At 72.4% G+C, this 21,767-nt stretch carries 19 protein-coding genes; 4 read left to right on the plus strand and 15 right to left on the minus strand.

All coding sequences use genetic code 11. The annotated features are described in order from the left end of the window. Window positions 1-3: 3 nt before the first annotated feature. The 4 genes from ACFWJX_RS31930 to ACFWJX_RS31945 all read right to left on the minus strand — a co-directional run bounded on the left by ACFWJX_RS31930 (window position 4) and on the right by ACFWJX_RS31945 (window position 5,231). Complete coding sequence (locus ACFWJX_RS31930; protein WP_383249810.1) at window positions 4-909, minus strand: ribonuclease Z; 906 nt, start codon at window positions 907-909, stop codon at window positions 4-6. A 3-nt stretch (window positions 910-912) separates the two neighbouring features. Then, the gene (locus ACFWJX_RS31935) at window positions 913-1,266 is read right to left on the minus strand and encodes a histidine triad nucleotide-binding protein (protein WP_383249811.1); all 354 of its coding nucleotides are present in this window, start codon (window positions 1,264-1,266) and stop codon (window positions 913-915) included. A gap of 174 nt (window positions 1,267-1,440) precedes the next feature. After that, window positions 1,441-4,644 carry a S41 family peptidase gene (locus tag ACFWJX_RS31940; protein WP_383249812.1) on the minus strand — a complete coding sequence of 1,068 codons (3,204 nt, stop codon included), beginning with the start codon at window positions 4,642-4,644 and terminating at the stop codon, window positions 1,441-1,443. 62 nt (window positions 4,645-4,706) lie between these two features. Then, window positions 4,707-5,231 (minus strand): hypothetical protein, encoded by a 525-nt coding sequence (locus tag ACFWJX_RS31945; RefSeq protein WP_383249813.1) that lies wholly within the window; start codon window positions 5,229-5,231, stop codon window positions 4,707-4,709. A 107-nt stretch (window positions 5,232-5,338) separates the two neighbouring features. Between ACFWJX_RS31945 and ACFWJX_RS31950 the strand changes: the two genes are divergently transcribed. Further along, window positions 5,339-5,737 carry a hypothetical protein gene (locus tag ACFWJX_RS31950; protein ID WP_383249814.1) on the plus strand — a complete coding sequence of 133 codons (399 nt, stop codon included), beginning with the start codon at window positions 5,339-5,341 and terminating at the stop codon, window positions 5,735-5,737. 10 nt (window positions 5,738-5,747) lie between these two features. Here ACFWJX_RS31950 and ACFWJX_RS31955 read toward each other — a convergent pair whose 3' ends face one another. The 4 genes from ACFWJX_RS31955 to hrcA form a co-directional block, all read right to left on the minus strand. Beyond that, window positions 5,748-6,494 (minus strand): 16S rRNA (uracil(1498)-N(3))-methyltransferase, encoded by a 747-nt coding sequence (locus ACFWJX_RS31955; protein ID WP_383249815.1) that lies wholly within the window; start codon window positions 6,492-6,494, stop codon window positions 5,748-5,750. After that, window positions 6,491-7,591 carry a nitronate monooxygenase gene (locus tag ACFWJX_RS31960; RefSeq protein WP_383249816.1) on the minus strand — a complete coding sequence of 367 codons (1,101 nt, stop codon included), beginning with the start codon at window positions 7,589-7,591 and terminating at the stop codon, window positions 6,491-6,493. Before ACFWJX_RS31960 ends, ACFWJX_RS31955 begins: the two co-directional genes overlap by 4 nt. Window positions 7,592-7,766: 175 nt before the next feature. Next, entirely contained in the window at window positions 7,767-8,900 is a 1,134-nt protein-coding gene (gene dnaJ, locus ACFWJX_RS31965) for a molecular chaperone DnaJ (protein WP_356559702.1), read from the minus strand. Continuing rightward, entirely contained in the window at window positions 8,901-9,917 is a 1,017-nt protein-coding gene (gene hrcA / locus ACFWJX_RS31970) for a heat-inducible transcriptional repressor HrcA (RefSeq protein WP_383249817.1), read from the minus strand. Between the two features lie 159 nt (window positions 9,918-10,076). Between hrcA and ACFWJX_RS31975 the strand changes: the two genes are divergently transcribed. Together ACFWJX_RS31975 and ACFWJX_RS31980 are read left to right on the plus strand one after the other, a co-directional pair. After that, on the plus strand, window positions 10,077-10,802 hold the full coding sequence (locus tag ACFWJX_RS31975) for an MBL fold metallo-hydrolase (protein ID WP_383249818.1): 726 nt from the start codon (window positions 10,077-10,079) through the stop codon (window positions 10,800-10,802). 31 nt (window positions 10,803-10,833) lie between these two features. Continuing rightward, on the plus strand, window positions 10,834-11,685 hold the full coding sequence (locus ACFWJX_RS31980; RefSeq protein ID WP_383249819.1) for a DUF3097 domain-containing protein: 852 nt from the start codon (window positions 10,834-10,836) through the stop codon (window positions 11,683-11,685). A 38-nt stretch (window positions 11,686-11,723) separates the two neighbouring features. On the opposite strand, the gene hemW is transcribed toward ACFWJX_RS31980, so the two are convergent. From hemW to lepA, 4 genes are all read right to left on the minus strand, one after another. Continuing rightward, a complete protein-coding gene (gene hemW, locus ACFWJX_RS31985) occupies window positions 11,724-12,956 on the minus strand; it encodes a radical SAM family heme chaperone HemW (protein ID WP_383249820.1) in 1,233 nt (410 codons plus the stop codon). A 52-nt stretch (window positions 12,957-13,008) separates the two neighbouring features. Beyond that, window positions 13,009-14,913: a SpoIIE family protein phosphatase gene (locus tag ACFWJX_RS31990; protein WP_383249821.1), complete on the minus strand. Its 1,905-nt coding sequence runs from the start codon at window positions 14,911-14,913 to the stop codon at window positions 13,009-13,011. 305 nt (window positions 14,914-15,218) lie between these two features. Next, complete coding sequence (locus ACFWJX_RS31995; RefSeq protein ID WP_383249822.1) at window positions 15,219-17,093, minus strand: AMP-dependent synthetase/ligase; 1,875 nt, start codon at window positions 17,091-17,093, stop codon at window positions 15,219-15,221. Window positions 17,094-17,302: 209 nt separating this feature from the next. Further along, entirely contained in the window at window positions 17,303-19,171 is a 1,869-nt protein-coding gene (gene lepA, locus ACFWJX_RS32000; RefSeq protein ID WP_383249823.1) for a translation elongation factor 4, read from the minus strand. 220 nt (window positions 19,172-19,391) lie between these two features. On the opposite strand from lepA, the gene rpsT reads away from it, so the two are divergent. Then, on the plus strand, window positions 19,392-19,658 hold the full coding sequence (gene rpsT / locus ACFWJX_RS32005; protein ID WP_161299463.1) for a 30S ribosomal protein S20: 267 nt from the start codon (window positions 19,392-19,394) through the stop codon (window positions 19,656-19,658). A gap of 202 nt (window positions 19,659-19,860) precedes the next feature. Here rpsT and ACFWJX_RS32010 read toward each other — a convergent pair whose 3' ends face one another. The 3 genes from ACFWJX_RS32010 to ACFWJX_RS32020 all read right to left on the minus strand — a co-directional run bounded on the left by ACFWJX_RS32010 (window position 19,861) and on the right by ACFWJX_RS32020 (window position 21,749). Further along, window positions 19,861-20,256, minus strand: a complete 396-nt coding sequence (locus ACFWJX_RS32010) for a nuclear transport factor 2 family protein (RefSeq protein WP_383249824.1) — start codon at window positions 20,254-20,256, stop codon at window positions 19,861-19,863. 203 nt (window positions 20,257-20,459) lie between these two features. Continuing rightward, window positions 20,460-21,449: a DNA polymerase III subunit delta gene (gene holA, locus ACFWJX_RS32015; RefSeq protein WP_383249825.1), complete on the minus strand. Its 990-nt coding sequence runs from the start codon at window positions 21,447-21,449 to the stop codon at window positions 20,460-20,462. Window positions 21,450-21,503: 54 nt separating this feature from the next. Next, window positions 21,504-21,749 carry a hypothetical protein gene (locus ACFWJX_RS32020; RefSeq protein WP_383249826.1) on the minus strand — a complete coding sequence of 82 codons (246 nt, stop codon included), beginning with the start codon at window positions 21,747-21,749 and terminating at the stop codon, window positions 21,504-21,506. Window positions 21,750-21,767: the final 18 nt, after the last annotated feature.

Below are 21,767 nucleotides of genomic sequence, written 5' to 3' on the forward strand. Positions count from 1 at the left end.
CTTTTACCGTCGTTTCGGAACCGGCACCCGTAGGAGGTCGTGCGCCACCGAGAGCTCCCCCACGAACCCGGCCGCCCGCGCCTGCCGCTCGAACTCTTCGGGGTCGCCGTAGCGCTGGCTGAAGTGCGTGAGCACGAGATGCCGGACACCCGCGTCCCGCGCGACCCGCGCCGCCTGACCGGCGGTCAGATGGCCGTGGTCGACGGCGAGCTGCTCGTCCTCGTCGAGGAACGTCGACTCGATGACCAGCATGTCGCAGCCCTCCGCCAGCTCCCCGACCCCGTCGCACAGGCGGGTGTCCATGACGAACGCGAACCGCTGCCCGCGCCGCACCTCGCTGACCTCCTCCAGCGACACCCCGCCGACCGATCCCTCCCGCTGGATACGGCCGACGTCCGGCCCCCGGACACCGCGCGCGGCGAGCTTGTCGGGCAGCATGCGGCGGCCGTCGGGCTCGGTCAGTCGGTAGCCGTAGGACTCCACCGGGTGCGAGAGCCGGCGGGCGTCCAGCGTGTACGACGGGGTGACGGCGAGGGGTCCGTCGCCGTCGACCGGGACCTCGGTGATGCCGACGGTCTCGCGGTAGGCGGTGGCGTACCGGAGCCGGTCGAAGAAGCGCTGCCCGGACCGCGGGAAGTGGGCGGTGACCGGGTGCGGGACCCGGTCCAGGTTGACGCGCTGGATCACCCCGGCGACGCCGAGGGAGTGGTCGCCGTGGAAGTGCGTGACGCAGATCCGGTTCAGGTCGTGCGCGGCGACCCCGGCCCGCAGCATCTGGCGCTGCGTGCCCTCCCCGGGGTCGAAGAGGATGCCCTCGCCGTCCCAGCGCAGGAGATAGCCGTTGTGGTTGCGGTGCCGGGTCGGGACCTGGCTGGCGGTGCCGAGGACCACCAGTTCACGTACGGACACGGATCAGCCGGGGGGCCACTGGAGGCCACGGCCGCCGAGGACGTGCGCGTGGGCGTGCCAGACGGTCTGCCCGGCGCCGCTGCCGGTGTTGAAGACGATGCGGTAGCTCTCCAGCTTCTCGTCGTCGGCGACCGCCCGCGTCTCGCGCAGGACGTCCGCGGCGAGCTGCGGCGCCTCGGCGGCGAGGGTGGCGGCGTCCACGTGGTGCGCCTTGGGGATCACCAGGACGTGGGTGGGCGCCTGCGGGTTGATGTCCCGGAAGGCGACGGTCGTCTCGGTCTCCCGCACGATCGTCGCGGGGATCGTCCCCGCCACGATCTTGCAGAACAGACAGTCGTCCTGCGGCTCGCCTGGCATTCGGATCCTCCTCGCACCGGTGATCTCTTACGGGCATCGTAGCGACGGCCGGCACGACGCAGCGCGGACCGGCATCATCAAGCCTGTCCGGCACTCGATGACGAGGGCGTCCAGGCCGGAAGCGGGGGTCCGGGGGCGGCAGCCCCCAGGGACGGCCGCCCCGACGCCGGCGGGCTACGACTCCGGGAGCGGCGGAGCCACCTTCGCCGGGGTCTCCTCCAACGCGAGCAGCGCCAGCCGTACCGCCTCCTCCAGCTGGACGTCCCGTCCCGCCGCATGGTCCTGCGGCCGCACCACGACCTCCACGTCCGGATCGACGCCGTGGTTCTCCACGCCCCACCCGTAGCCGTCCAGCCAGATCGCGTACTTGGGCTGGGTGACCAGCGTCCCGTCGACCAGCCGGTACCGGCTGTCGATCCCGATCGTGCCGCCCCACGTCCGCGTGCCGACCACCGGTCCGATGCCCAGCGCCTTGACCGCCGCGTTGACGATGTCCCCGTCGGACCCGGAGAACTCGTCGGCGACCGCGACGACGGGCCCGCGCGGCGCGTCCTCCGGATAGCTGTACGGCCGCATCCCGCGCGGCACGTCCCAGCCGACGATCCGCCGCGCCAGCTTCTCCACGACGAGCTGGGAGGTGTGGCCGCCCCGGTTCTCCCGGACGTCCACGACGAGCCCCTCGCGGGCCACCTCCACCCGCAGGTCGCGGTGGATCTGGGCCCAGCCGGGGGCCTGCATGTCCGGCACGTGGAGATAGCCGAGCCGGCCGCCGGACGTCTCGTGCACGTACGCCCGCCGGTCGGCGACCCAGGCGTGGTAGCGCAGCGGCTCCTCGTCGTCGACGGGGACGACGACCGGGTGCCGGGGTTCGCCCCCGCCGGACGGCGAGACGGTCAGCTCGATCGCCTTGCCCGCCGTACCGACGAGGAGGGGTCCGGGTCCGGCGACCGGGTCCACGGGGTGGCCTGCGACGGCGAGGATCGCGTCGCCCGCGCGCACCGCGACGCCGGGCGCGGCGAGCGGGGAGCGGGCGTCGGGGTCCGAGGTCTCCGACGGCAGCACCCGGTCGATTCGCCAACTGCCGTCCTCGTGACGGGAGATGTCGGCGCCGAGCAGGCCCTGGCGGGCGCCGCCGCCGTAGCCGCGGGGGACGACATAGGCGTGCGAGGTGCGGAGTTCGCCGTGCACCTCCCACAGGACGTCGACGAGGTCGTCGCGGGTGGCGACCCGGTCCAGGAGCGGCCGGTAGCGGTCGAGGACACCGTCCCAGTCGATTCCGCCGAGGTCGGGCAGCCAGAAGTTGTCCCGCATGAGGCGGCCGGTCTCGTCGTACATCTGGCGCCACTCGGCGGCCGGGTCGACGGTCTGGCGGACGCGGCCGAGGTCGACGGTGAGGTTGCTGTCGCTGTCCTCGTCGCCGGAGGCGCGCCGGTCGCTGGGGACCACCTTGAGCTTGCCCTCGGAGCGCAGCAGCAGCCGCTTGCCGTCACCGCTGACCTCGAAGGCGTCGGCGTCGGGTGCGAGGTGTTCGAGGCGCTGCTGGACGAGGTCGTAGCGCTCCAGCTCGGTGTCCGGGTCGGGATCGTCGGGGGTGGCGCGGGAGGCGCCGAGGACACCGCGCACGGGGTGGCGCAGCCACAGCACGCCGTCCTTGGCGGCGCGCAGCCCGGAGTAGCGGCCGGCCTCGACGGGGAAGGGCACTATCCGGTCGGCGAGGCCCTCCAGGTCGATCCGGGTGGCCGGGGTGCCCTCGCTGTCGGGTGTCTCGTCCTTGTCGGGGGCCTCGAAGGGGCGGCCGTGCCGCTGCGGCCCGAACGGCGAGGGTGTGGTCGCGGCGAGCGGGATGAGGTGCGGGCGGGCCCCTTCGATGAAGGAGAGGTCGAAGGCGTGCTCGTCGTAGACCGGGTCGAAGGCGCGCGTCGACAGGAACGCGAGGTGCTTGCCGTCGAGGGTGAACGCGGGCGCGAAGTCGTGGAAGCGCAGCGGGGTCGCCTCGGTGACCGACAGGTCGGCGGTGTTGGCGAGCTTGAGCCGGCTGAGCGGGCGCGGGCCGGGGTGCGACCAGGCCAGCCAGGCCGAGTCGGGCGAGAAGGCCAGGTCGGAGACCTCGCCGTCCTCGCTGCGGTCGACCTCGCGGACCTCGCCGGTCTCCCGCTCGACGAGCAGCAGCCGTCCGTCGTGCGCGGCGACGGCGGCCCGGCTGCCGTCGGGTGCCATGGCCAGTTCCAGCACCCGGCCGAGGCGTCCGGCGGCCAGCCGGCGCGGGGTGGCACCCGGTGCGAGGCCGGTGGCGGGGGCGAACTCCAGGGCGTCGTCGCCCTCGGCGTCGGTCACCCACACCACCCACTCCTCGCCCTCCGTGCGGAAGGTGCGCGGCAGCCGGGCGCGGACGCCGGGTTCGGCGGCCAGGGCGCGGGCGGGGCCGTGGCGGTGGGTGACCCAGTGGACGGCGCCACGCACCTCCACGGCGCTGCCGCGGGCGGTGTGGTCGGGGGTGGCGGAGCCGAGCCAGCGGGCTGCGGGCACCGGGTACGGCCGCCGGTCGGTGCGCTGCCCGCCGAGCCGGACGTCGATGCGGCGCGGCTCGGCGCCGTCGAGGTCGTCCAGGATCCACAGTTCGCCGGCGGAGCAGTACACCACCCGGCTGCCGTCCCCGGCGGCGTGCCGGGCGTAGTAGCCGTCCAGCGGTGTGTGCCGCCGCAGGTCGGAGCCGTCGGCGAGGGAGGAGTAGAGCGCGCCGGTGCCCTCGTGGTCGGAGAGGAAGGCGATCCGGTCACCCGCCCACACCGGGTACTCGATGTTGCCGTCGAGGTCCTCGTGCAGCCGCGTGAACTCGCCGTCGCCCTCCCGGTCGATCCACAGCTTGCCCGCCGTGCCGCCCCGGTAGCGCTTCCAGGCGGCGGCCTCCCGGCCCATCGACGCGGACACCAGCACGGTGTGCGGACCGAAGGCGACACCGCCGACGGGCCCGTACGGCAGGGTGGTGGCCGGTCCGCCGTCGAGCGGGACCGCGCGGACCCAGCTGCGGCGCAGGCTGGCCTGGTCGTGGGTGCTCAGCACGAGCACCCGGCCGTCGGGGGTCCAGCCGCGCACCCTGGTCTGAGGGCTGCCCCAGTACGTCAGCCGGGTGGCGGGTCCGCCGTCGACCGGGGCGATGTGCACCTCGGGAGCGCCGTCGCGGGTGGAGGTCCAGGCGACGGTGGTGCCGTCGGGCGAGATGCGGGGCAGGGTGACCGGCATGTTGTCGGCGCTGACGCGCCAGGCGCGCCCACCGTCGAGGGGCGCGAGCCACACGTCGTCCTCGGCGGTGAAGGCCACCAACTCGCCGTGCAGGTGCGGGAATCGGAAGTACGCGGCAGGCGTCACGGGCTGTGTCACCCGATCACTCTAGGCAAGGGCGGGGGCGACCGACAGGGGTTCGGATCACTTGCTCGCGCAGGTCACTTGGTGTCGGCGGGCCCGCAGCGCGTGTCGCCGTCGCACCGGACCGTCTCGGTGACGGTCACGGTGACCGTGGGCCGCCCCGGTTCGGCGGGCTGTGCGGAGCGCGGCGGGGCGAGCGGCGAAGGGGTGGCGGACTTGCAGTCGCCGAGCCCGCCCACCCGGAACAGCTGCTTGTCGCCGACGTCCGCGCGGAGGTCGCCGCGCACGCAGGAGCCGTCGACGGCACGTGTGACGTGGCCGGTGACGGTGATGTCCCGCCCGTTGCCGGTCTCCCCCTCGCAGTCGACGGAGGCGACCGTCTCCCGGCCCGCGGAGGCCCCGTCGCCGTAGTCGGCGGTGCAGGTCAACCACCGTACGTCGACGTCCCGGCGCTCGATCTCGGCCGTGGCCGCCTCGTCGGTGGTGTATGCGACGGCCGCCGAGCCGATCCCGCCCGGTTCGCACGCCACCGCCCCGCCCACGGCCAGGACCGCGAGCCCCGCCACGGCCGCCGCACGTGTCCCGCGCGCCCGGCCCCGCATCCGTCTCCTCCATGCCCCCATGGAAGGCAGCCTGCCACCGCCGGCGGGGTCGCGGTAGAGCACTTAACGCCATGCGCCGCAGCGCCGCACCGGTCTACGGTGACCGCATGCGCGACCACCGCCGCCTGAGGAAACTGACCGTCGACGACACGACCGCCTACCTGTGGACGGTCCGGCACCGGCACCGGGACGGCCAGGGCTGCCGGGACGTCCTCACCCTGGCCCGGGACGGCGTGCGCACCAGGATCGTGTTCCGGGAGGGCGAGGGCCGTTACGTCGGCGGCGGCGCGTACTCGCACAGCGGCGGTGTCGGCGACCGCACCCACCACCTCAACCTGCACCTGCCCGGCACGGTGCGCGCCCTCCTCGACGAGGCCGTCCGCCGCGGACTGCTCCCGCAGGAGGGGCACGAACGGGAGCTGGACGGCTGGATCCTGTTCGACGCCGTCAGCCGCGCGGCAGCAGCCACGCCCCAGGCTCCACCTGGCGGCCCTCCCGGTCCTTGAGGCGGGCGGGTCAGGACCAGCGGCCGGTCCGGCCCAGGATCAGGGCGGCGGCCGCCGTCCCGGCGGTCGAGGTCCGCAGCACGCTCCGCCCCAGCCGGTACACCTTGGCGCCGGCCTCCTCGAAGAGTGCCAACTCCTCGGGGGAGACGCCCCCTTCCGGTCCGACGACGAGCACGATCTCGCCGTCCGTGGGGAGTTGGGCGGTGGCGAGGGGTTCGCTGCCGTAGTCGCGGTCCTCGTGGAGTACGGCCGCGAAGTCGGCCCGCGCCAGAAGTGCCGCCACCTGCTTGGTGGTCGCCGCGTCGGCGACCTCGGGGAAGCGGACCCGGCGGGACTGCTTGCCGGCCTCGCGGGCGGTGGCCCGCCACTTGGCGAGCGCCTTCAGCCCGCGGTCGCCCTTCCACTGGGTGATGCAGCGGGAGGCGGCCCACGGCACGATCGCGTCGACGCCGGTCTCGGTCATCGTCTCGACGGCCAGCTCGCCCCGGTCGCCCTTGGGCAGCGCCTGCACGACGGTGATCCGCGGCGACCCGGCGGGCTCCTCCGCCACCCGCGTCAGACGGACGACCAGCCGGTCCTTGCCCTCGGCTGCGACGACCTCGCCCTGGGCCCAGCGGCCGGTGCCGTCGGTGAGGACGACCTCCTCACCGGTCCGCAGCCGCTTCACGGAGACGGCGTGCCGCCCCTCGGGCCCGTCCAGCACGAACTCGGCGGGTCCGCCCGGCAGTTCCCCGACGACGAACACGGGCGCGGTCATCGCGCACCGCCCGCGCCGCCGGCACCGGCCGCGCCACCGCCCGACAACGCTGTCCTCGCCGTGTCGAGTTCGCCCTTCAGCACCTCCACCAGCTGCCCGGCGGGCAGCGCGCGGGCCAGCCGGTGTCCCTGGCCCGCCCACAGGGCCATGCCCTGCGCGTCGCCCGCCTTCGCGGCGGCCTTGCGCAGCGGCGAGGTGAGGTGGTGGACCTCGGGGTAGGCGGCGGGCGCGTACGGGCCGTGCTCGCGCAGGAAGCGGTTGACCAGGCCGCGGGCCGGTCGCCCGGAGAAGGCGCGGGTCAGTTCCGTACGCACGAAGAGCGGGTTGGTCAGCGCCTCCTTGTGGACGGCGGCCGCGCCGGACTCGGGGGTGGCCAGGAAGGCCGTACCGAGCTGGGCGGCGCTCGCTCCGGCGGCGAGGACGGCGGCGATCTGGCCGCCCCGCATCAGACCGCCCGCGGCGACCAGCGGCAGGCCCACGGCCTCCCGGATCTGGGCGATCAGTGCGAGCAGGCCGATGCCGGAGCCGTCGTTCTCGGGGATGTCCCGGTGGGTGCCCTGGTGGCCGCCGGCCTCCACGCCCTGCACGATCACCGCGTCCGCGCCCGCCCGCTCGACGGCGATGGCCTCCTCGGCGGTGGTCGCGGTGACCAGCGTGAAGGTGCCGGCCCGGCGCAACGCGTCCAGCACGTCCCGGCCGGGCACGCCGAAGTGGAAGGAGACGACCGGCACCGGGTTGTCCAGCAGCACCGCCAGTTTGGCCTCGTAGCCGTCGTCGCGGCCGCTGTCCGGATCGCCCAGCTCGGTCTCGTACCAGGCGGCCTCACCGGCCAGCTGATGGGCGTAGACCTCGACGGCGCCGGTCTCCGCGTACTCCGGCTGCGGCATGAACAGGTTCACGCCGAAGGGCCGGGAGGTGAGACTCCGCAGCTGTTTCATCTCCTGGTACAGGCCGTCGGCGGTCTTGTACCCGGCGGCCAGGAACCCCAGCCCGCCGGCCTCGGACACGGCGGCGGCAAGCTGCGGGAGGGAGACGCCGCCCGCCATGGGGGCCTGCACGATCGGGAGAGGGAAGAGATCGGTCAGTGCGGAGGACATGACGGCATGTTGTCACGTCCCCGGAACAAGTCCGAACCGACCCCCGACCAGCCGTCCGGTGTTTGCGGACGAGGCCGTGCAGGGCCGAAAGGGGGCCTGGGGCGCAGCCCCCGGGTTCGGGACGGGAAGGGGCGGCGGGGGCGAGAACCCCACCGCCCGCACACCCCAGCCACCGTCACCGCCCGTTGAACGCGTCCTTCAGCCGGGAGAACAACCCCTGCTGTCCGGGCTGGAACTGCCCGAGGGGCCGCTCCTCACCCCGCAGCTTCGCCAGCTCCCGCAGCACCCGCTCCTGCTCGGGATCCAGCTTGTTGGGCGTCTGCACCTCGACATGCACGATGAGGTCGCCGCGCCCCCCGCCCCGCAGATGCGTGACACCGCGCCCGTGCAGCGGGATCGACTGCCCGGACTGCGTGCCGGGCCGGATGTCGACCTCCTCGAGACCGTCGAGCGTCTCCAGCGGCACCTTCGTGCCGAGGGCCGCCGCGGTCATGGGCAGGGTCACCGTGCAGTGCAGATCGTCGCCGCGCCGCTGGAACTGCGCGTGCGGCAGCTCGTGGATCTCGACGTACAGGTCACCGGCGGGACCGCCGCCGGGCCCGACCTCGCCCTCACCGGCGAGCTGGATGCGGGTGCCGTTGTCGACACCGGCCGGGATCTTCACCGTCAGCGTGCGGCGCGAGCGCACCCGTCCGTCGCCCGCGCACTCCGGGCACGGGGTCGGCACCACGGTGCCGAAGCCCTGGCACTGCGGGCAGGGCCGCGAGGTCATGACCTGGCCGAGGAAGGACCGCGTCACCTGCGACACCTCGCCGCGGCCGCGGCACATGTCACAGGTCTGCGCGGTGGTGCCCGGCGCGGCACCCTCGCCACTACAGGTGGTGCAGACGATCGCCGTGTCGACCTGGATGTCCTTGGTCGTGCCGAAGGCGGCCTCGTCGAGGTCGATCTCCAGCCGGATCATCGCGTCCTGGCCGCGGCGGGTCCGCGAGCGCGGCCCGCGCTGCGACGCCGTGCCGAAGAAGGCGTCCATGATGTCGGAGAAGTTGCCGAAGCCACCGGCTCCGAAGCCGCCCGCGCCGCCGCCCGCCTGGGAGAGGGGGTCGCCGCCGAGGTCGTAGACCTGCTTCTTCTGCGGGTCCGACAGCACCTCGTAGGCGGCGTTGATCTCCTTGAACCGCTCCTGGGTCTTCGGATCGGGGTTGACGTCCGGGTGCAGCTCGCGTGCGAGCCGCCGGAAGGCCTTCTTGATCTCTTCCTGCGACGCGTCGCGGCGCACGCCGAGAACGGCGTAGTAGTCCGTGGCCACTTACGACTCCGCCAGGATCTGTCCGACGTACCGTGCCACTGCGCGTACCGCTCCCATCGTTCCCGGGTAATCCATGCGGGTCGGTCCGACCACGCCGAGCTTGGCGACTGCCTCGCCGCCCGAACCGTAGCCGACCGACACCACCGAAGTGGAGTTGAGTCCCTCGTAGGCGTTCTCGTGACCGATGCGTACGGTCATGCCCGAATCCCCGGCCTCGCCAAGGAGCTTGAGGAGCACGACCTGCTCCTCCAAGGCTTCCAGGACGGGTCGGATGACGAGGGGAAAGTCATGTCCGAAGCGGGCGAGATTGGCGGTTCCGCCGATCATCAGCCGCTCCTCGTTCTCCTCGACGAGCGTCTCCAGCAGGGTGGAGAGCACCGTCGTGACCGTGCCGCGGTCCTCGTTCTCGAAGGCGTCGGCCAGGTCTTCCACCAGACGCGGCACATCGCTGAAGCGACGGCCCGCGACCCGGCTGTTCAGCCGCGCCCGCAGATCCGCCAGCGAGGCCTCGCCGAAGGGCGCCGGGCAGTCCACCATCCGCTGCTCGACCCGCCCGGTGTCCGTGATCAGCACCAGCATCAGCCGGGCCGGCGCCAGCGCCAGCAGCTCGACGTGCCGCACGGTGGAGCGGGTCAGCGACGGATACTGCACGACGGCGACCTGCCGGGTGAGCTGCGCGAGCAGCCGTACGGTCCGGGCCACGACGTCGTCCAGGTCGACGGCGCCGTCCAGGAAGTTCTGGATGGCCCGCCGCTCGGGCGCCGTCATCGGCTTGACGCCGGCCAGCTTGTCGACGAACAGCCGGTAGCCCTTGTCGGTGGGGATGCGCCCGGCACTGGTGTGCGGCTGGGCGATGAACCCCTCGTCCTCCAGGGCGGCCATGTCGTTGCGGACCGTCGCCGGTGAGACGCCGAGGTTGTGCCGCTCGGTGAGCGCCTTGGAACCCACCGGTTCCTCGGTGCCGACGTAGTCCTGGACGATGGCGCGCAGCACTTGAAGCCTGCGTTCACTCAGCATCCGCGCTCACCTCCAGAAAGTCGTCCCCAGTCCCCCGGGCGCCTCGCCTGGCACTCTTCATATCCGAGTGCCAGCGTTCCCCGGCCCAGTGTACGGCTGTGGGGTACACCCGGGGCAAGGTCGGTCGCCCGGCCGGGCTGCCAGGGCTAGCGTCGCGGTATGACGGTGACTTGGGAAGAGCTGGGGTGGGAGCGGATCGCCACGGGGGTCGGCCGGTGCCGGCTGCCAGGCTGGGACTGCACGGCGGGGCTGGTCGTCGGGGACGGGCGGGCCCTGTTGGTGGACGCCGGGTCGAGTCTCGCCGAGGGTGCCCGGCTGCGGATGCACGCCGAGGACCTCGCAGGTCACCGTGTGACCGATCTCGCTCTCACGCACCCCCACTTCGACCATGTCCTCGGGGCGGCCGCCTTCGCGGGCGCCGAGGTCTACGCGGCGGTGGGCGCGGACACCGTGCCGGCGGAGGAGCTGCGCGCGGACGCCGTCCGCAACGGTCTCGACGACGCCACGGCCACGGAGGCCGCGGACACGCTGGTACGGCCCCGCCACCTGGTCTCCGGCGAGTGGACCCTCGACCTGGGCGGCGGCCGGCAGGCCCTGCTGGCGAACGTCGGCCCCGGCCACACCGCGCACGACCTGGCCGTCCTCGTCCCGGCGAGCCCCGCCTCGCCCGAGGTCGTCTTCTGCGGCGACCTCGTCGAGGAGTCCGGTGAGCCGCAGGCGGGCCCCGACGCCGTACCGTCGCACTGGCCCGCCGCCCTCGACCGGCTGCTGGACCTCGGCGGTGAGGACGCGCTGTACGTGCCCGGTCACGGCGCGGTGGTCGACGCGGCGTTCGTCCGGGCCCAGCGGGACGCGCTGGCCGCGCGTTTCGGCGTGTCGCTGTGACCGTGCCGGGGCTTCTCCTATCGTCATCCGAATGCGCCCACCCGTCTCCCACGAGGGCCCTCCGGGCCCGCGCCCTCGCGTGTACCCTGCCGACCTGACCCCTCCGTGGAAGCAGAAGCAGCGGCCCGCCCCCGAGGTCCCGGCGGAGCCCGGTCTGGTGGTGGAGGAGCCCGGCACCGGTTTCTGCGGCGCGGTGATCCGCTGCGAGGCGGGCACGGTCACCCTGGAGGACCGCTTCGGCAAGCACCGTGTCTTCCCGCTGGAGCCACGCGGCTTCCTCCTGGAGGGCCGGCCCGTGACCCTGGTCCGCCCCACGTCGTCCGCTCCGGTACGGCCCGCCCGTACCGCCTCCGGTTCGGTCGCCGTGCCGGGTGCACGCGCCCGGGTCGCGCGCGCCGGCCGTATCTACGTCGAGGGCCGGCACGACGCCGAACTGGTGGAGAAGGTGTGGGGCGACGACCTGCGCATCGAGGGCGTGGTCGTGGAGTACCTGGAGGGCGTGGACGACCTGCCGTCGATCGTCGCCGAGTTCGCCCCCGGCCCCGACGCCCGCCTCGGCGTCCTCGTGGACCATCTCGTCCCCGGCACCAAGGAGTGGCGCATCGCCCAGTCGGTGACGAGCGAGCACGCGCTGGTGGTGGGCCACCCGTACATCGACGTCTGGGAGGCGGTGAAGCCGTCCGCGGTGGGCATCCCGGCCTGGCCCCGCGTCCCGCACGGGCAGGACTGGAAGACGGGGGTGTGCCGGGCGCTGGGCTGGCCCTCGGACAACACCGGCGCGGTGTGGCAGGCGATCCTGAAGCGGGTGGGCTCCTACCGCGACCTGGAGCCGGAGCTGCTGGGATCGGTCGAACGTCTCATCGATCACGTGACCGTGCCCTGAGCCGCCGCTCGTGCTCCCCGCCGCCGCGGGGCTCCCTCTCAGTCCACCAGGTCCCGCACCACCGCGTCCGCCAGCAACCGCCCCCGCAGGGTGAGCACGGCATGCCCCCGCTCGTACGGACCCTTCTGCAGCAGTCCCTCCGACAGGGCCCGGCGCGAGGCCGCGAGCCCGTCCGGCCGCAGCAGCGACAGGGGCGCCCCCTCCTTCAGCCGCAGCTCCAGCAGGATCCGCTCGACCCTGCGGTCCTCCTCCGAGAGGATCTCGCGGCCGGCGCCCGGTGAGCGGCCGCCCGCCAGCGCCCCCGCGTACGCCCCCGGGTGCTTCACGTTCCACCAGCGCACGCCGCCGACGTGGCTGTGGGCTCCCGGGCCCGCGCCCCACCAGTCGGCACCCCGCCAGTACAGCTCGTTGTGCAGGCAGCGGCCCGCCTCGGAGGTGGCCCAGTTGGACACCTCGTACCAGTCGAAGCCCGCCGCGGCCATCGTCTCCTCGGCGATCAGGTACCGGTCCGCGTGGACGTCGTCGTCGGTCATCGGGACCTCGCCGCGGCGGATCCGGCGGGCGAGCTGGGTGCCCTCCTCGACGATCAGGGCGTACGCGCTGATGTGGTCGGGTCCGGCGCCGAGGGCGGAGTCCAGGGAAGCCCGCCAGTCGTCGTCCGACTCGCCGGGGGTGCCGTAGATCAGGTCGAGGTTGACGTGCTCGAAGCCGACCCCTCGGGCCTCCGCGACGCAGGCCTCGGGGCGGCCGGGCGTGTGGGTGCGGTCGAGGACCTTCAGCACGTGCTGCCGGGCGCTCTGCATGCCGAAGGAGATCCGGTTGAAGCCGCCCTGGCGGAGCGTGGCGAGGTACGCCGGGTCGACGGACTCCGGGTTGGCCTCGGTGGTGACCTCCGCGTCCGCGGCCAGCCCGAACTCGTCGCGGATCGCCGTGAGCATCCTGACCAGATCACCGGCCGCGAGCAGGGTGGGCGTACCGCCGCCGACGAAGACCGTGCGGACCTCGCGCGGGTCGTCGCCGAGGACCTTGCGGGCCAGCCGGATCTCGTCGATCAGGGTGTCGGCGTAGTTGTCGCGGGAGGCGAGGACGCCGCCGGTGCCGCGCAGCTCGGTGGCGGTGTACGTGTTGAAGTCGCAGTAGCCGCAGCGGGTCGCGCAGTAGGGCACGTGCAGGTAGAACCCGAGGGGGCGGTCGGCGGCCCCGGCGAGCGCGGAGGCGGGCAGCGCGCCGTCGGTGGGGACGGGCTCGCCGTCGGGAAGAGCGGAAGGCATGTCTTCCATTGTCCCGTACGTGGCGCGAAGGTCCCCTGGGTCCCCTGTCGCGCTATTCCGCCTGGAGGACCAGCAGGGCCAGGTCGTCCTCCGGGGGCCGGCCGCCGAACTCGTGGACCAGGCTGCGGATCCGCTCGGCGATCAGTTCCGCCTCCAGCCCCGCGCAGCCGGACAGGGCGATGGCGAGGCCGTCGCCGTCGTCGAACTGACGGGAGCCCGAACGGCGCTCGGTGACGCCGTCGGTGACGCACAGCAGGGTGTCGCCGGGCCACAGGTCCAGGCTCTCGCTGACGTACGTGGCGTCCTCGACGACGCCGAGGAGGGTCTGCGGCTGCGCGACCGTGATCACGCTGCCGTCGGGCCCCAGCAGCAGGGGCAGCGGGTGGCCCGCCGAGGCGAGGGTGCAGCGGACTCCGCCGTCGAAGGGCACGAGTTCGCCGTAGAGGAGGGAGAGGAACCGGGTCTGCGGCCCGTCACCGGGGCCCGCGGGACCGACGAAGGCGCGGGCGGCGGCGTCGGCGGCCTCGGTGGCGTCGTCGAGGAGGAGCTGGTTGAGCCGGTCGAGGACGTCGGCGACGCCGTACCCCTCGCGGGCGAGCAGCCGCAGCCAGGGCCGGGCCAGCCCGATGACCACGGCCGCCTCGGGGCCCTTGCCCTGGACGTCGCCGACCGCGAAGCACCAGCGGCCGTCGCCGACCGGGAACAGGTCGTAGAAGTCGCCGCTCGGCCCGCCCTGCTCGCGCGGCTCGTACACGAGGGCGCTGCGCAGGCCGGGGATCTCGGCGACCGCGCCGGGCAGCAGACCGCGCTGGAGGACGGCGCTGATGGTGGCCTGGCGGGCGTACTGGCGGGCCGCTCCGATGGCGAGCGCCACGCGCCGGCCGAGGTCCTCGACGAGCCCGGTGACCTCGTCGGGGAAGCGCAGCAGCCCGGCCCGCCCGATGACGAGGGTGCCGAGCGGGCGGCCGCCGGCGACCAGGCGGTAGGCGAGGGCGGCGCCGTGCTGGCCGAGCGCGGCGCCGGGCCAGGGGTGGGCGGCGGGTCCGGAGCCGGGGCCGTCGGGCGGGCGCGGCAGGTCCTTCTCCAGGGCCCGGCGCAGTTCCTCGACGTGGTTCTCGCTGACGTGCCAGACACGGGCCAGCCGGGGCCCCGGTCCGTCGTCCCAGCCGGCCCGGGAGCCGAGTTCGTCCTCCAGCCAGACCGCGCACCAGTCCGCGAGGCGCGGCACTATGAGCTGGCCGGTGAGCGCGGCGACCAGGTCCTCGTCGAGCTGTCCGGCGAGCAGGTCGGAGGCCTCGGCGAGGAAGGAGAGGGCGCCGCGGCCGAGCCAGTCGCGATCGTGGACGTCGGGCCGGGGTTCGGGAGCGAGGGCCTCGGCGAAGGCGAGGGAGGAGGCGGGGACGGGGGCGGGGGCGCCGGAGGCCCAGGGCTCGCGGGGATTCCCCTCCTCGTCCACCGGGCGGGCCGGCAGCCGCGCCCACACCGTCTTCCCGCCCCTGCGGTACGTCACGCCCCACGCGTCGGCCAGGGTGGCCACCAGGCGCAGGCCGCGGCCGTACTCGGGGGTCTCGTACGGGGTGTCGGGGCTGCCGTCGCGTGGGGCGCGGGAGGGGTGGTGATCGGTGACCTCGACGACGACGGCACAGGTGTCGGGCTCGGGCTCCGCCTCCAGCCGGCACACCAGGTCGACGTCGGTACCGGCGTGCACGACCGCGTTGGTGACCAGCTCGCTGACGACGAGTATCGCCTCCTCGGCGAGCCGTCCGCCCAGTTCCCGGGCGCCGGGAACGCCGAGGGCGGTCCATTCGGAGAAGGCGGCTCGGACGAGGTCGCGGGCGGCGCCGGGCGCGAGGGAACTGCCGGCCAGGGTCGCGTACGCCTGCGGGTGCCCTCCCGCGTGCGCGGGCGCACCACTGGCACGGGACACGGTCTCCCGCTGCGTGGGAATGGCCCCCATGAACGGCTCCCCGGCGGTCGGACGATTCGGGCCTCGGTCCGCGGGCGCCACCCCTCGACCGATGCCGACAGAGTGACAGACCGACCGTGCCCATACGCGCTGAGTTACCGAAGTGGGCCGCGATGAGAGGGAACCGGGTTACGAGTGTGTCCGAAGAGGACCGGTTCGAGGGCGAGTTCGAGCACCGCCGGGAGTAGACGGGGGTGCGGGGGAACACGGGGGTGCGGGGGAACACGGGGGTGCGGGGGGGGACTGCGCGAGCGACCACGCCGCACCGGCGCAGCCGCCCACACACCGCAGAGGGCCTACGCCTCCCGGCTCCCCGCGTACATCTCGTCGATCAGGTGCTTGTACTCCCGCTCCACGACCGGCCGCTTCAGCTTCAGGCTCGGCGTGATCTCACCGTGCTCGACGTCGAGGTCCCGCGGCAGCAGCCGGAACTTCTTGATCGTCTGCCACTTCTGAAGCCCCTGGTTGAGCTGGGTCACGTACCCGTCGATCAGCGCCACCGTCTCCGGCGCGGCCACGATCTCGGCGTACGACTTCCCGCCGAGCCCGTTCTCGTCGGCCCAGCCCCGAAGGGACAGCTCGTCCAGCGCGATCAGGGCCGTGCAGAAGTTCCGGTCGGCGCCGTGCACGAGGATGTTGGAGACGTACGGGCAGACCGCCTTGAACTGTCCCTCGACCTCGGCGGGCGCGATGTACTTGCCGCCGGACGTCTTGATGAGGTCCTTCTTGCGGTCGGTGATCCGCAGGTACCCGTCGGGCGACAGCTCGCCGATGTCCCCGGTGTGGAACCAGCCGTCGGCCTCCAGGACCTCCGCGGTCTTCTCGGGCAGCCCGTGGTAGCCCTCCATGATGCCGGGGCCACGCAGCAGGATCTCGCCGTCGTCGGCGATGCGCACCTCGGTGCCGGGCAGCGGCTTGCCGACCGTGCCGGTGCGGTAGGCCTCGCCGGGGTTCACGAAGGAGGCCGCGGAGGACTCCGTCAGGCCGTACCCCTCCAGGATGTGGATGCCTGCGCCGGCGAAGAAGTACCCGATGTCCGGCGCGAGGGCCGCGCTGCCGGAGACGCACGCGCGCAGGTTGCCGCCGAACGCCTCACGGATCTTCGAGTAGACGAGCGTGTCGGCGACCTTGTGCTTGGCGCCGAGCCCGAAGGGGACGGAGGCCTTGCCGGTGCGCCGGAAGTTGTCCTGGGAGGCCTTGGCGTACTCACGGGCGACCTCGGCGGCCCACTGGAAGATCTTGTACTTGGCGCCGCCGCCCGCACGGGCCTTGGCGGCGACCCCGTTGTAGACCTTCTCGAAGATGCGCGGGACGGCCGCCATGTACGTCGGCCGCACGATCGGCAGATTCTCGATGATCTTGTCGACACGGCCGTCCACGGCGGTGACGTGCCCGACCTCGATCTGGCCGGAGGTCAGCACCTTGCCGAACACGTGGGCGAGCGGCAGCCACAGGTACTGCACGTCGTCGGGACCGAGCAGCCGGGTCGCGGCGATCGCCTTCGCCATGTACGACCAGTTGTCGTGCGGGAGGCGCACGCCCTTCGGGCGGCCGGTGGTGCCCGAGGTGTAGATGACGGTGGCGAGCTGCTCCCTGGTGATCGCGCCGACCCGCTCCTTGATCAGCTGCGGGTCCTGCTCCAGGCGGGCGGCGCCGCGCTTCTCCAGCTCGTCGAGCGTGATGATCCAGTCGGTGGTCTCCACCCCGGCCGGGTCGATCACCACCACATGGGTCAGCTCGGGCAGCTCCTGGCGCTTCTCCACCGCCTTGGCGACCTGGGCCGCGTCCTCCGCGATCAGCACCCGGCTCCCGGAGTCGGAGAGGATGAACGCCGACTCCTCGGCGTTGGTCTGCGGATAGATGGTGGTCGTCGCCGCGCCCGCGCACATGATGCCGAGGTCGGCGAGGATCCACTCGATCCGGGTGGAGGCGGCGAGCGCCACCAGTTGTTCGGGCTGCACGCCCAGCTCGATCAGGCCGGCCGCGATGGCATGGACCCGCTCGGCGGCCTGCGCCCAGCTCAGCGACTTCCAGTCGTCCGGGCCCTCGCCCGCCGACGCCAGCACGGGATAGCGGTACGCCTCCGCGTCGGGCGTGGCGGTCACGCGCTCCAGGAAGAGGCCCGCGACGGACGGCGGACGGTTCTCGATCAGTGTCTGTGTGTCGCTCACGACATCCTCCGGGGCCCGCGACGATGCGGCTGGCTCAGTGCGGCTGTTGTTTAACTCGCGAGTAACTATCGAGCAGGGATCAGAGTAGAGGGCGACTGGCCTGCACGTAAGGGCCACGGACTGTCACTTTTACACAACGGCGACCCGGGGACGGCGCGGGGCCCGCCGCGCGACAGCGCGACGGGCCCCGGAACCAGCGTGTCGGAGGGCTACTTCTTGCCCTTGCCCGAACCCGCGTTCTCCTCGCTGCTCAGGACGGCGATGAAGGCCTCCTGCGGAACCTCCACGGAACCCACCATCTTCATCCGCTTCTTGCCTTCCTTCTGCTTCTCCAGCAGCTTGCGCTTACGGGAGATGTCGCCGCCGTAGCACTTGGCGAGGACGTCCTTGCGGATGGCACGGATGGTCTCGCGGGCGATGACCCGCGAGCCGACGGCGGCCTGGATGGGGATCTCGAAGGCCTGGCGCGGGATCAGCTCGCGCAGCTTGGCGACGAGCCGTACGCCGTACGCGTAAGCGGCGTCCTTGTGGGTGACGGCGGAGAAGGCGTCGACCCGGTCGCCGTGGAGCAGGATGTCGACCTTCACCAGCTGGGCGTCCTGCTCGCCGGTGGGCTCGTAGTCCAGCGAGGCGTAGCCGCGGGTCTTGGACTTCAGGTTGTCGAAGAAGTCGAAGACGATCTCGGCGAGGGGGAGGGTGTAGCGGATCTCGACGCGGTCCTCGGAGAGGTAGTCCATCCCGAGGAGGGTGCCGCGGCGCGTCTGGCACAGCTCCATGATCGAGCCGATGAACTCGCTGGGCGCGAGGATCGTGGCCCGGACGACCGGCTCGAAGACCTTGTCGATCTTGCCCTCGGGGAACTCGCTCGGGTTGGTGACCGTGTGCTCCTTCCCGTCCTCCATGATCACGCGGTAGACCACGTTGGGCGCGGTGGCGATGAGTTCGAGGTTGAACTCGCGCTCCAGGCGCTCACGGATGACGTCGAGGTGCAGCAGGCCCAGGAAGCCGACGCGGAAGCCGAAGCCGAGGGCCGCGGAGGTCTCCGGCTCGTAGACCAGGGCGGCATCGTTGAGCTGGAGCTTGTCCAGCGCCTCGCGGAGGTCGGGGTACTCCGAGCCGTCCAGCGGGTAGAGGCCGGAGAAGACCATCGGCTTGGGGTCCTTGTACCCGCCGAGGGCCTCGGTGGCGCCCTTGTCCTTGCTGGTGATGGTGTCGCCGACCTTGGACTGACGGACGTCCTTCACGCCGGTGATGATGTAGCCCACCTCGCCGACGCCGATGCCGTCGGCCGACGTCATCTCGGGGGACGAGACGCCGATCTCGAGGAGCTCGTGGGTGGCGCCGGTCGACATCATCTTGATGCGTTCGCGCTTGTTGAGCTGGCCGTCGATGACCCGGACGTAGGTGACGACGCCCCGGTAGGAGTCGTAGACCGAGTCGAAGATCATCGCGCGGGCGGGGGCGTCCTTGACGCCGACCGGCGCCGGGACGTCGCGGACCACCCGGTCCAGGAGCGCGTCGACGCCGATGCCGGTCTTCGCCGAGACCCTGAGCACGTCCTGGGGGTCGCAGCCGATGAGGTTGGCCAGCTCCTCGGAGAACTTCTCCGGCTGGGCGGCCGGCAGGTCGATCTTGTTCAGTACGGGGATGATCTTGAGGTCGTTCTCCATCGCCAGGTAGAGGTTGGCGAGGGTCTGGGCCTCGATGCCCTGGGCGGCGTCGACGAGGAGCACGGTGCCCTCGCAGGCGGCGAGCGACCTCGAGACCTCGTAGGTGAAGTCGACGTGACCCGGGGTGTCGATCATGTTGAGGATGTGCGTGTTCGCGGGGTCCTCGGTGGGAGCCCACGGCAGACGCACCGCCTGGGACTTGATCGTGATTCCGCGCTCACGCTCGATGTCCATACGGTCGAGGTACTGAGCACGCATCTGCCGCTGCTCGACCACACCGGTCAGCTGGAGCATCCGGTCGGCGAGCGTGGACTTGCCGTGGTCGATGTGCGCGATGATGCAGAAGTTGCGGATCAGTGCCGGGTCGGTACGGCTCGGCTCGGGCACATTGTTAGGGGTCGCGGGCACGCAGGGTCCTGTCTCTTGAGGCGCCTTATGCCTCGGGTCGGATCGATACGTAGGTTCCATGGTCCCACGCGCGGCGACCGGGAACCGGTTTGGGCCGCTCTCCCGTGCACTGGTAGCCTGGGTGGCTGTGTCTCATGCCCTCTCAGCACGAGACACACTCAAGAAATCACCTGGCGCGGGACCCGAGCGGCCCCGTGCCTGAACCTGCAAAGGCTCTTTCGTGGCGAACATCAAGTCCCAGATCAAGCGGATCAAGACCAACGAGAAGGCTCGGCTGCGCAACAAGGCCGTCAAGTCCTCCCTGAAGACCGCGATCCGCAAGGCCCGCGAGGCCGCTGCCGCGGGTGACGTCGAGAAGGCCACCGAGTACCAGCGCGCTGCCGCGCGTCAGCTCGACAAGGCCGTCTCCAAGGGTGTCATCCACAAGAACCAGGCCGCCAACAAGAAGTCGGCGCTTGCTTCGAAGGTCTCGTCCCTCAAGGGCTGAACTCCTTTCTTGATCTGATCGCCGGGGAGACCAGAGCGGGCCCTCTCTCATCCGCTCCCGACCGGCACCCACGGATCCACGCGCGGCCTGCGTTCGCCACGCGGGCGTGGATCCAGCATTCTGACATTCAGACCGAAGGCCCCGGCGCCTCGCCCTTCCCCAGGGCGGGCACCGGGGCTTTCGGCATTCCTGCGTGGGTCTCCTACGACCAGAAGTCGTCACTCTTGTCCATGTCCTCGACGCACTCGTCGAGATCCGTGATCTTGTCCCCGACGATCCGGAACACGATGCATCCGGTGTCGTCGAGGTGCTTGCCCTGCCGCTCGGCGGTGACACGGCACATACCGACCGCGTGGCCGCGGCCGTCGACACAGATGCCGAGCATCTCCAGACGCATCGTGCCGCTCGTCTCCTCGCCGAGCCGCCGGTACATGTCGATGATCGCGTCCTGGCCCTTGAAGTCACCCGAGAGCGGGTGCGTGCCGGGCACGTGGTGCGTGGCGTCCTTCGCCATCAGTTCCCTCAGGGTGTCCATGTCCCCTCGGGAGAAGGCCTCGAAGCCCCTGCGAACGAGCGCCGCGTGCGGGTGTTCAGCCATGGTCGATCGCCACCTTTCCGCCGTCCTGGGCGATGCGTCGACTGGTCCTACAATTCTCCTCCGCCCTGCACGGACGGCGACTGGATCTAGGCCCGGCCCCCGGAACGTAGAACGACGGATCGACAGGCCGACGGGTCAACGGGTCAACGGGTCAACGGACCGGCGTACACGACAGGCGCCGGCGGCAGCGGCGCCGACCGGATCTACGCCCGGCCCCCGGAACGTGCCGCCCGTGCCACCGCCACCACGGCCTTCTCCAGTGCGTACTCCGGATCGTCGCCGCCGCCCTTCACGCCCGCGTCGGCCTCGGCGACCGCGCGCAGGGCCATGGAGACCCCGTCGGGCGTCCAGCCCCGCATCTGCTGGCGGACCCGGTCGATCTTCCAGGGCGGCATGCCCAGCTCCCGCGCGAGGTCCGCGGGTCTGCCCCCGCGCGCGGAGGACAGCTTGCCGATGGCCCGCACGCCCTGCGCGAGCGCGCTGGTGATCAGCACGGGTGCGACGCCGGTGGCCAGCGACCAACGCAATGCCTCCAGTGCCTCCGCCGCCCTGCCCTCCACGGCCCGGTCGGCGACGGTGAAGCTCGACGCCTCGGCCCGGCCCGTGTAGTACCGCGCGACGACCGCGTCGTCGATGGTCCCCTCGATGTCGGCGACGAGCTGCGACACCGCCGCCGCCAGCTCCCGCAGATCGCTGCTGACGGAGTCGACGAGCGCCTGACAGGCCTCGGGGGTGGCCGACCGCCCGGTCGCCCGGAACTCCTGCCGGACGAAGGCCAGCCGGTCCGCCGCCTTGGTCATCTTCGGACAGGCCACCTCCCGCGCCCCCGCCTTGCGCGCGGCGTCCAGCAGCCCCTTGCCCTTGGCCCCGCCCGCGTGCAGCAGCACGAGCGTGATCTCCTCGGCGGGCGCCCCCAGATACCCCTTCACGTCCTTGACCGTGTCGGCGGACAGGTCCTGCGCATTGCGTACGACCACGACCTTGCGCTCCGCGAAGAGCGACGGGCTGGTCAGCTCGGCGAGAGTGCCGGGCTGAAGCTGGTCCGACGTCAGGTCACGTACGTCCGTGTCGGCGTCGGAGGCACGGGCGGCGGCCACCACCTCCTGCACGGCACGGTCGAGCAGCAGGTCCTCCTGGCCCACGGCGAGCGTCACCGGAGCGAGAGGGTCGTCATTCGCAGTCTTCCTGGCCATTGGGTCAAGGATGGCACGCGGCACTGACAGCGGGGGACGCCTCCTCCGTCGCTCCTACGGCTCCTCCCGCCACCCGTCCCACTCGGCCGCGAACGCGTCCAGCTCCGCCGCGTCGAGCCGCCCCTCCTCGTCCCGCAGCACCACCAGCCACTGCGCGTCCTCCGCGTCGTCCTCACCGGCCAGCGCGTCCCGGACGAGCTGCGGCTCCTCGCGCACCCCGAAACGCTCCCCGAGCGCCTCCACGGCCTCCTCGGCGGCATCACGGTCGGGCAGCACCAGCACATGTCTCACATCGCTCACCCGCCCATTTTCCGGCAC

Origin of the sequence: Streptomyces sp. NPDC058335 (assembly GCF_042723915.1) — a bacterium.
Lineage (GTDB): Bacteria > Actinomycetota > Actinomycetes > Streptomycetales > Streptomycetaceae > Streptomyces.

Coding starts and splice junctions, on each gene's coding strand:
- ACFWJX_RS31935 (WP_383249811.1), bottom strand. CDS start 1,266: ATGCCAGGCGAGCCGCAGGACGACTGTCTGTTCTGCAAGATCGTGGCG.
- ACFWJX_RS31945 (WP_383249813.1), bottom strand. CDS start 5,231: ATGCGGGGCCGGGCGCGCGGGACACGTGCGGCGGCCGTGGCGGGGCTC.
- ACFWJX_RS31950 (WP_383249814.1), top strand. CDS start 5,339: ATGCGCGACCACCGCCGCCTGAGGAAACTGACCGTCGACGACACGACC.
- ACFWJX_RS31955 (WP_383249815.1), bottom strand. CDS start 6,494: ATGACCGCGCCCGTGTTCGTCGTCGGGGAACTGCCGGGCGGACCCGCC.
- ACFWJX_RS31960 (WP_383249816.1), bottom strand. CDS start 7,591: ATGTCCTCCGCACTGACCGATCTCTTCCCTCTCCCGATCGTGCAGGCC.
- hrcA (WP_383249817.1), bottom strand. CDS start 9,917: ATGCTGAGTGAACGCAGGCTTCAAGTGCTGCGCGCCATCGTCCAGGAC.
- ACFWJX_RS31975 (WP_383249818.1), top strand. CDS start 10,077: ATGACGGTGACTTGGGAAGAGCTGGGGTGGGAGCGGATCGCCACGGGG.
- ACFWJX_RS31980 (WP_383249819.1), top strand. CDS start 10,834: ATGCGCCCACCCGTCTCCCACGAGGGCCCTCCGGGCCCGCGCCCTCGC.
- hemW (WP_383249820.1), bottom strand. CDS start 12,956: ATGCCTTCCGCTCTTCCCGACGGCGAGCCCGTCCCCACCGACGGCGCG.
- ACFWJX_RS31990 (WP_383249821.1), bottom strand. CDS start 14,913: ATGGGGGCCATTCCCACGCAGCGGGAGACCGTGTCCCGTGCCAGTGGT.
- ACFWJX_RS32010 (WP_383249824.1), bottom strand. CDS start 20,256: ATGGCTGAACACCCGCACGCGGCGCTCGTTCGCAGGGGCTTCGAGGCC.
- holA (WP_383249825.1), bottom strand. CDS start 21,449: ATGGCCAGGAAGACTGCGAATGACGACCCTCTCGCTCCGGTGACGCTC.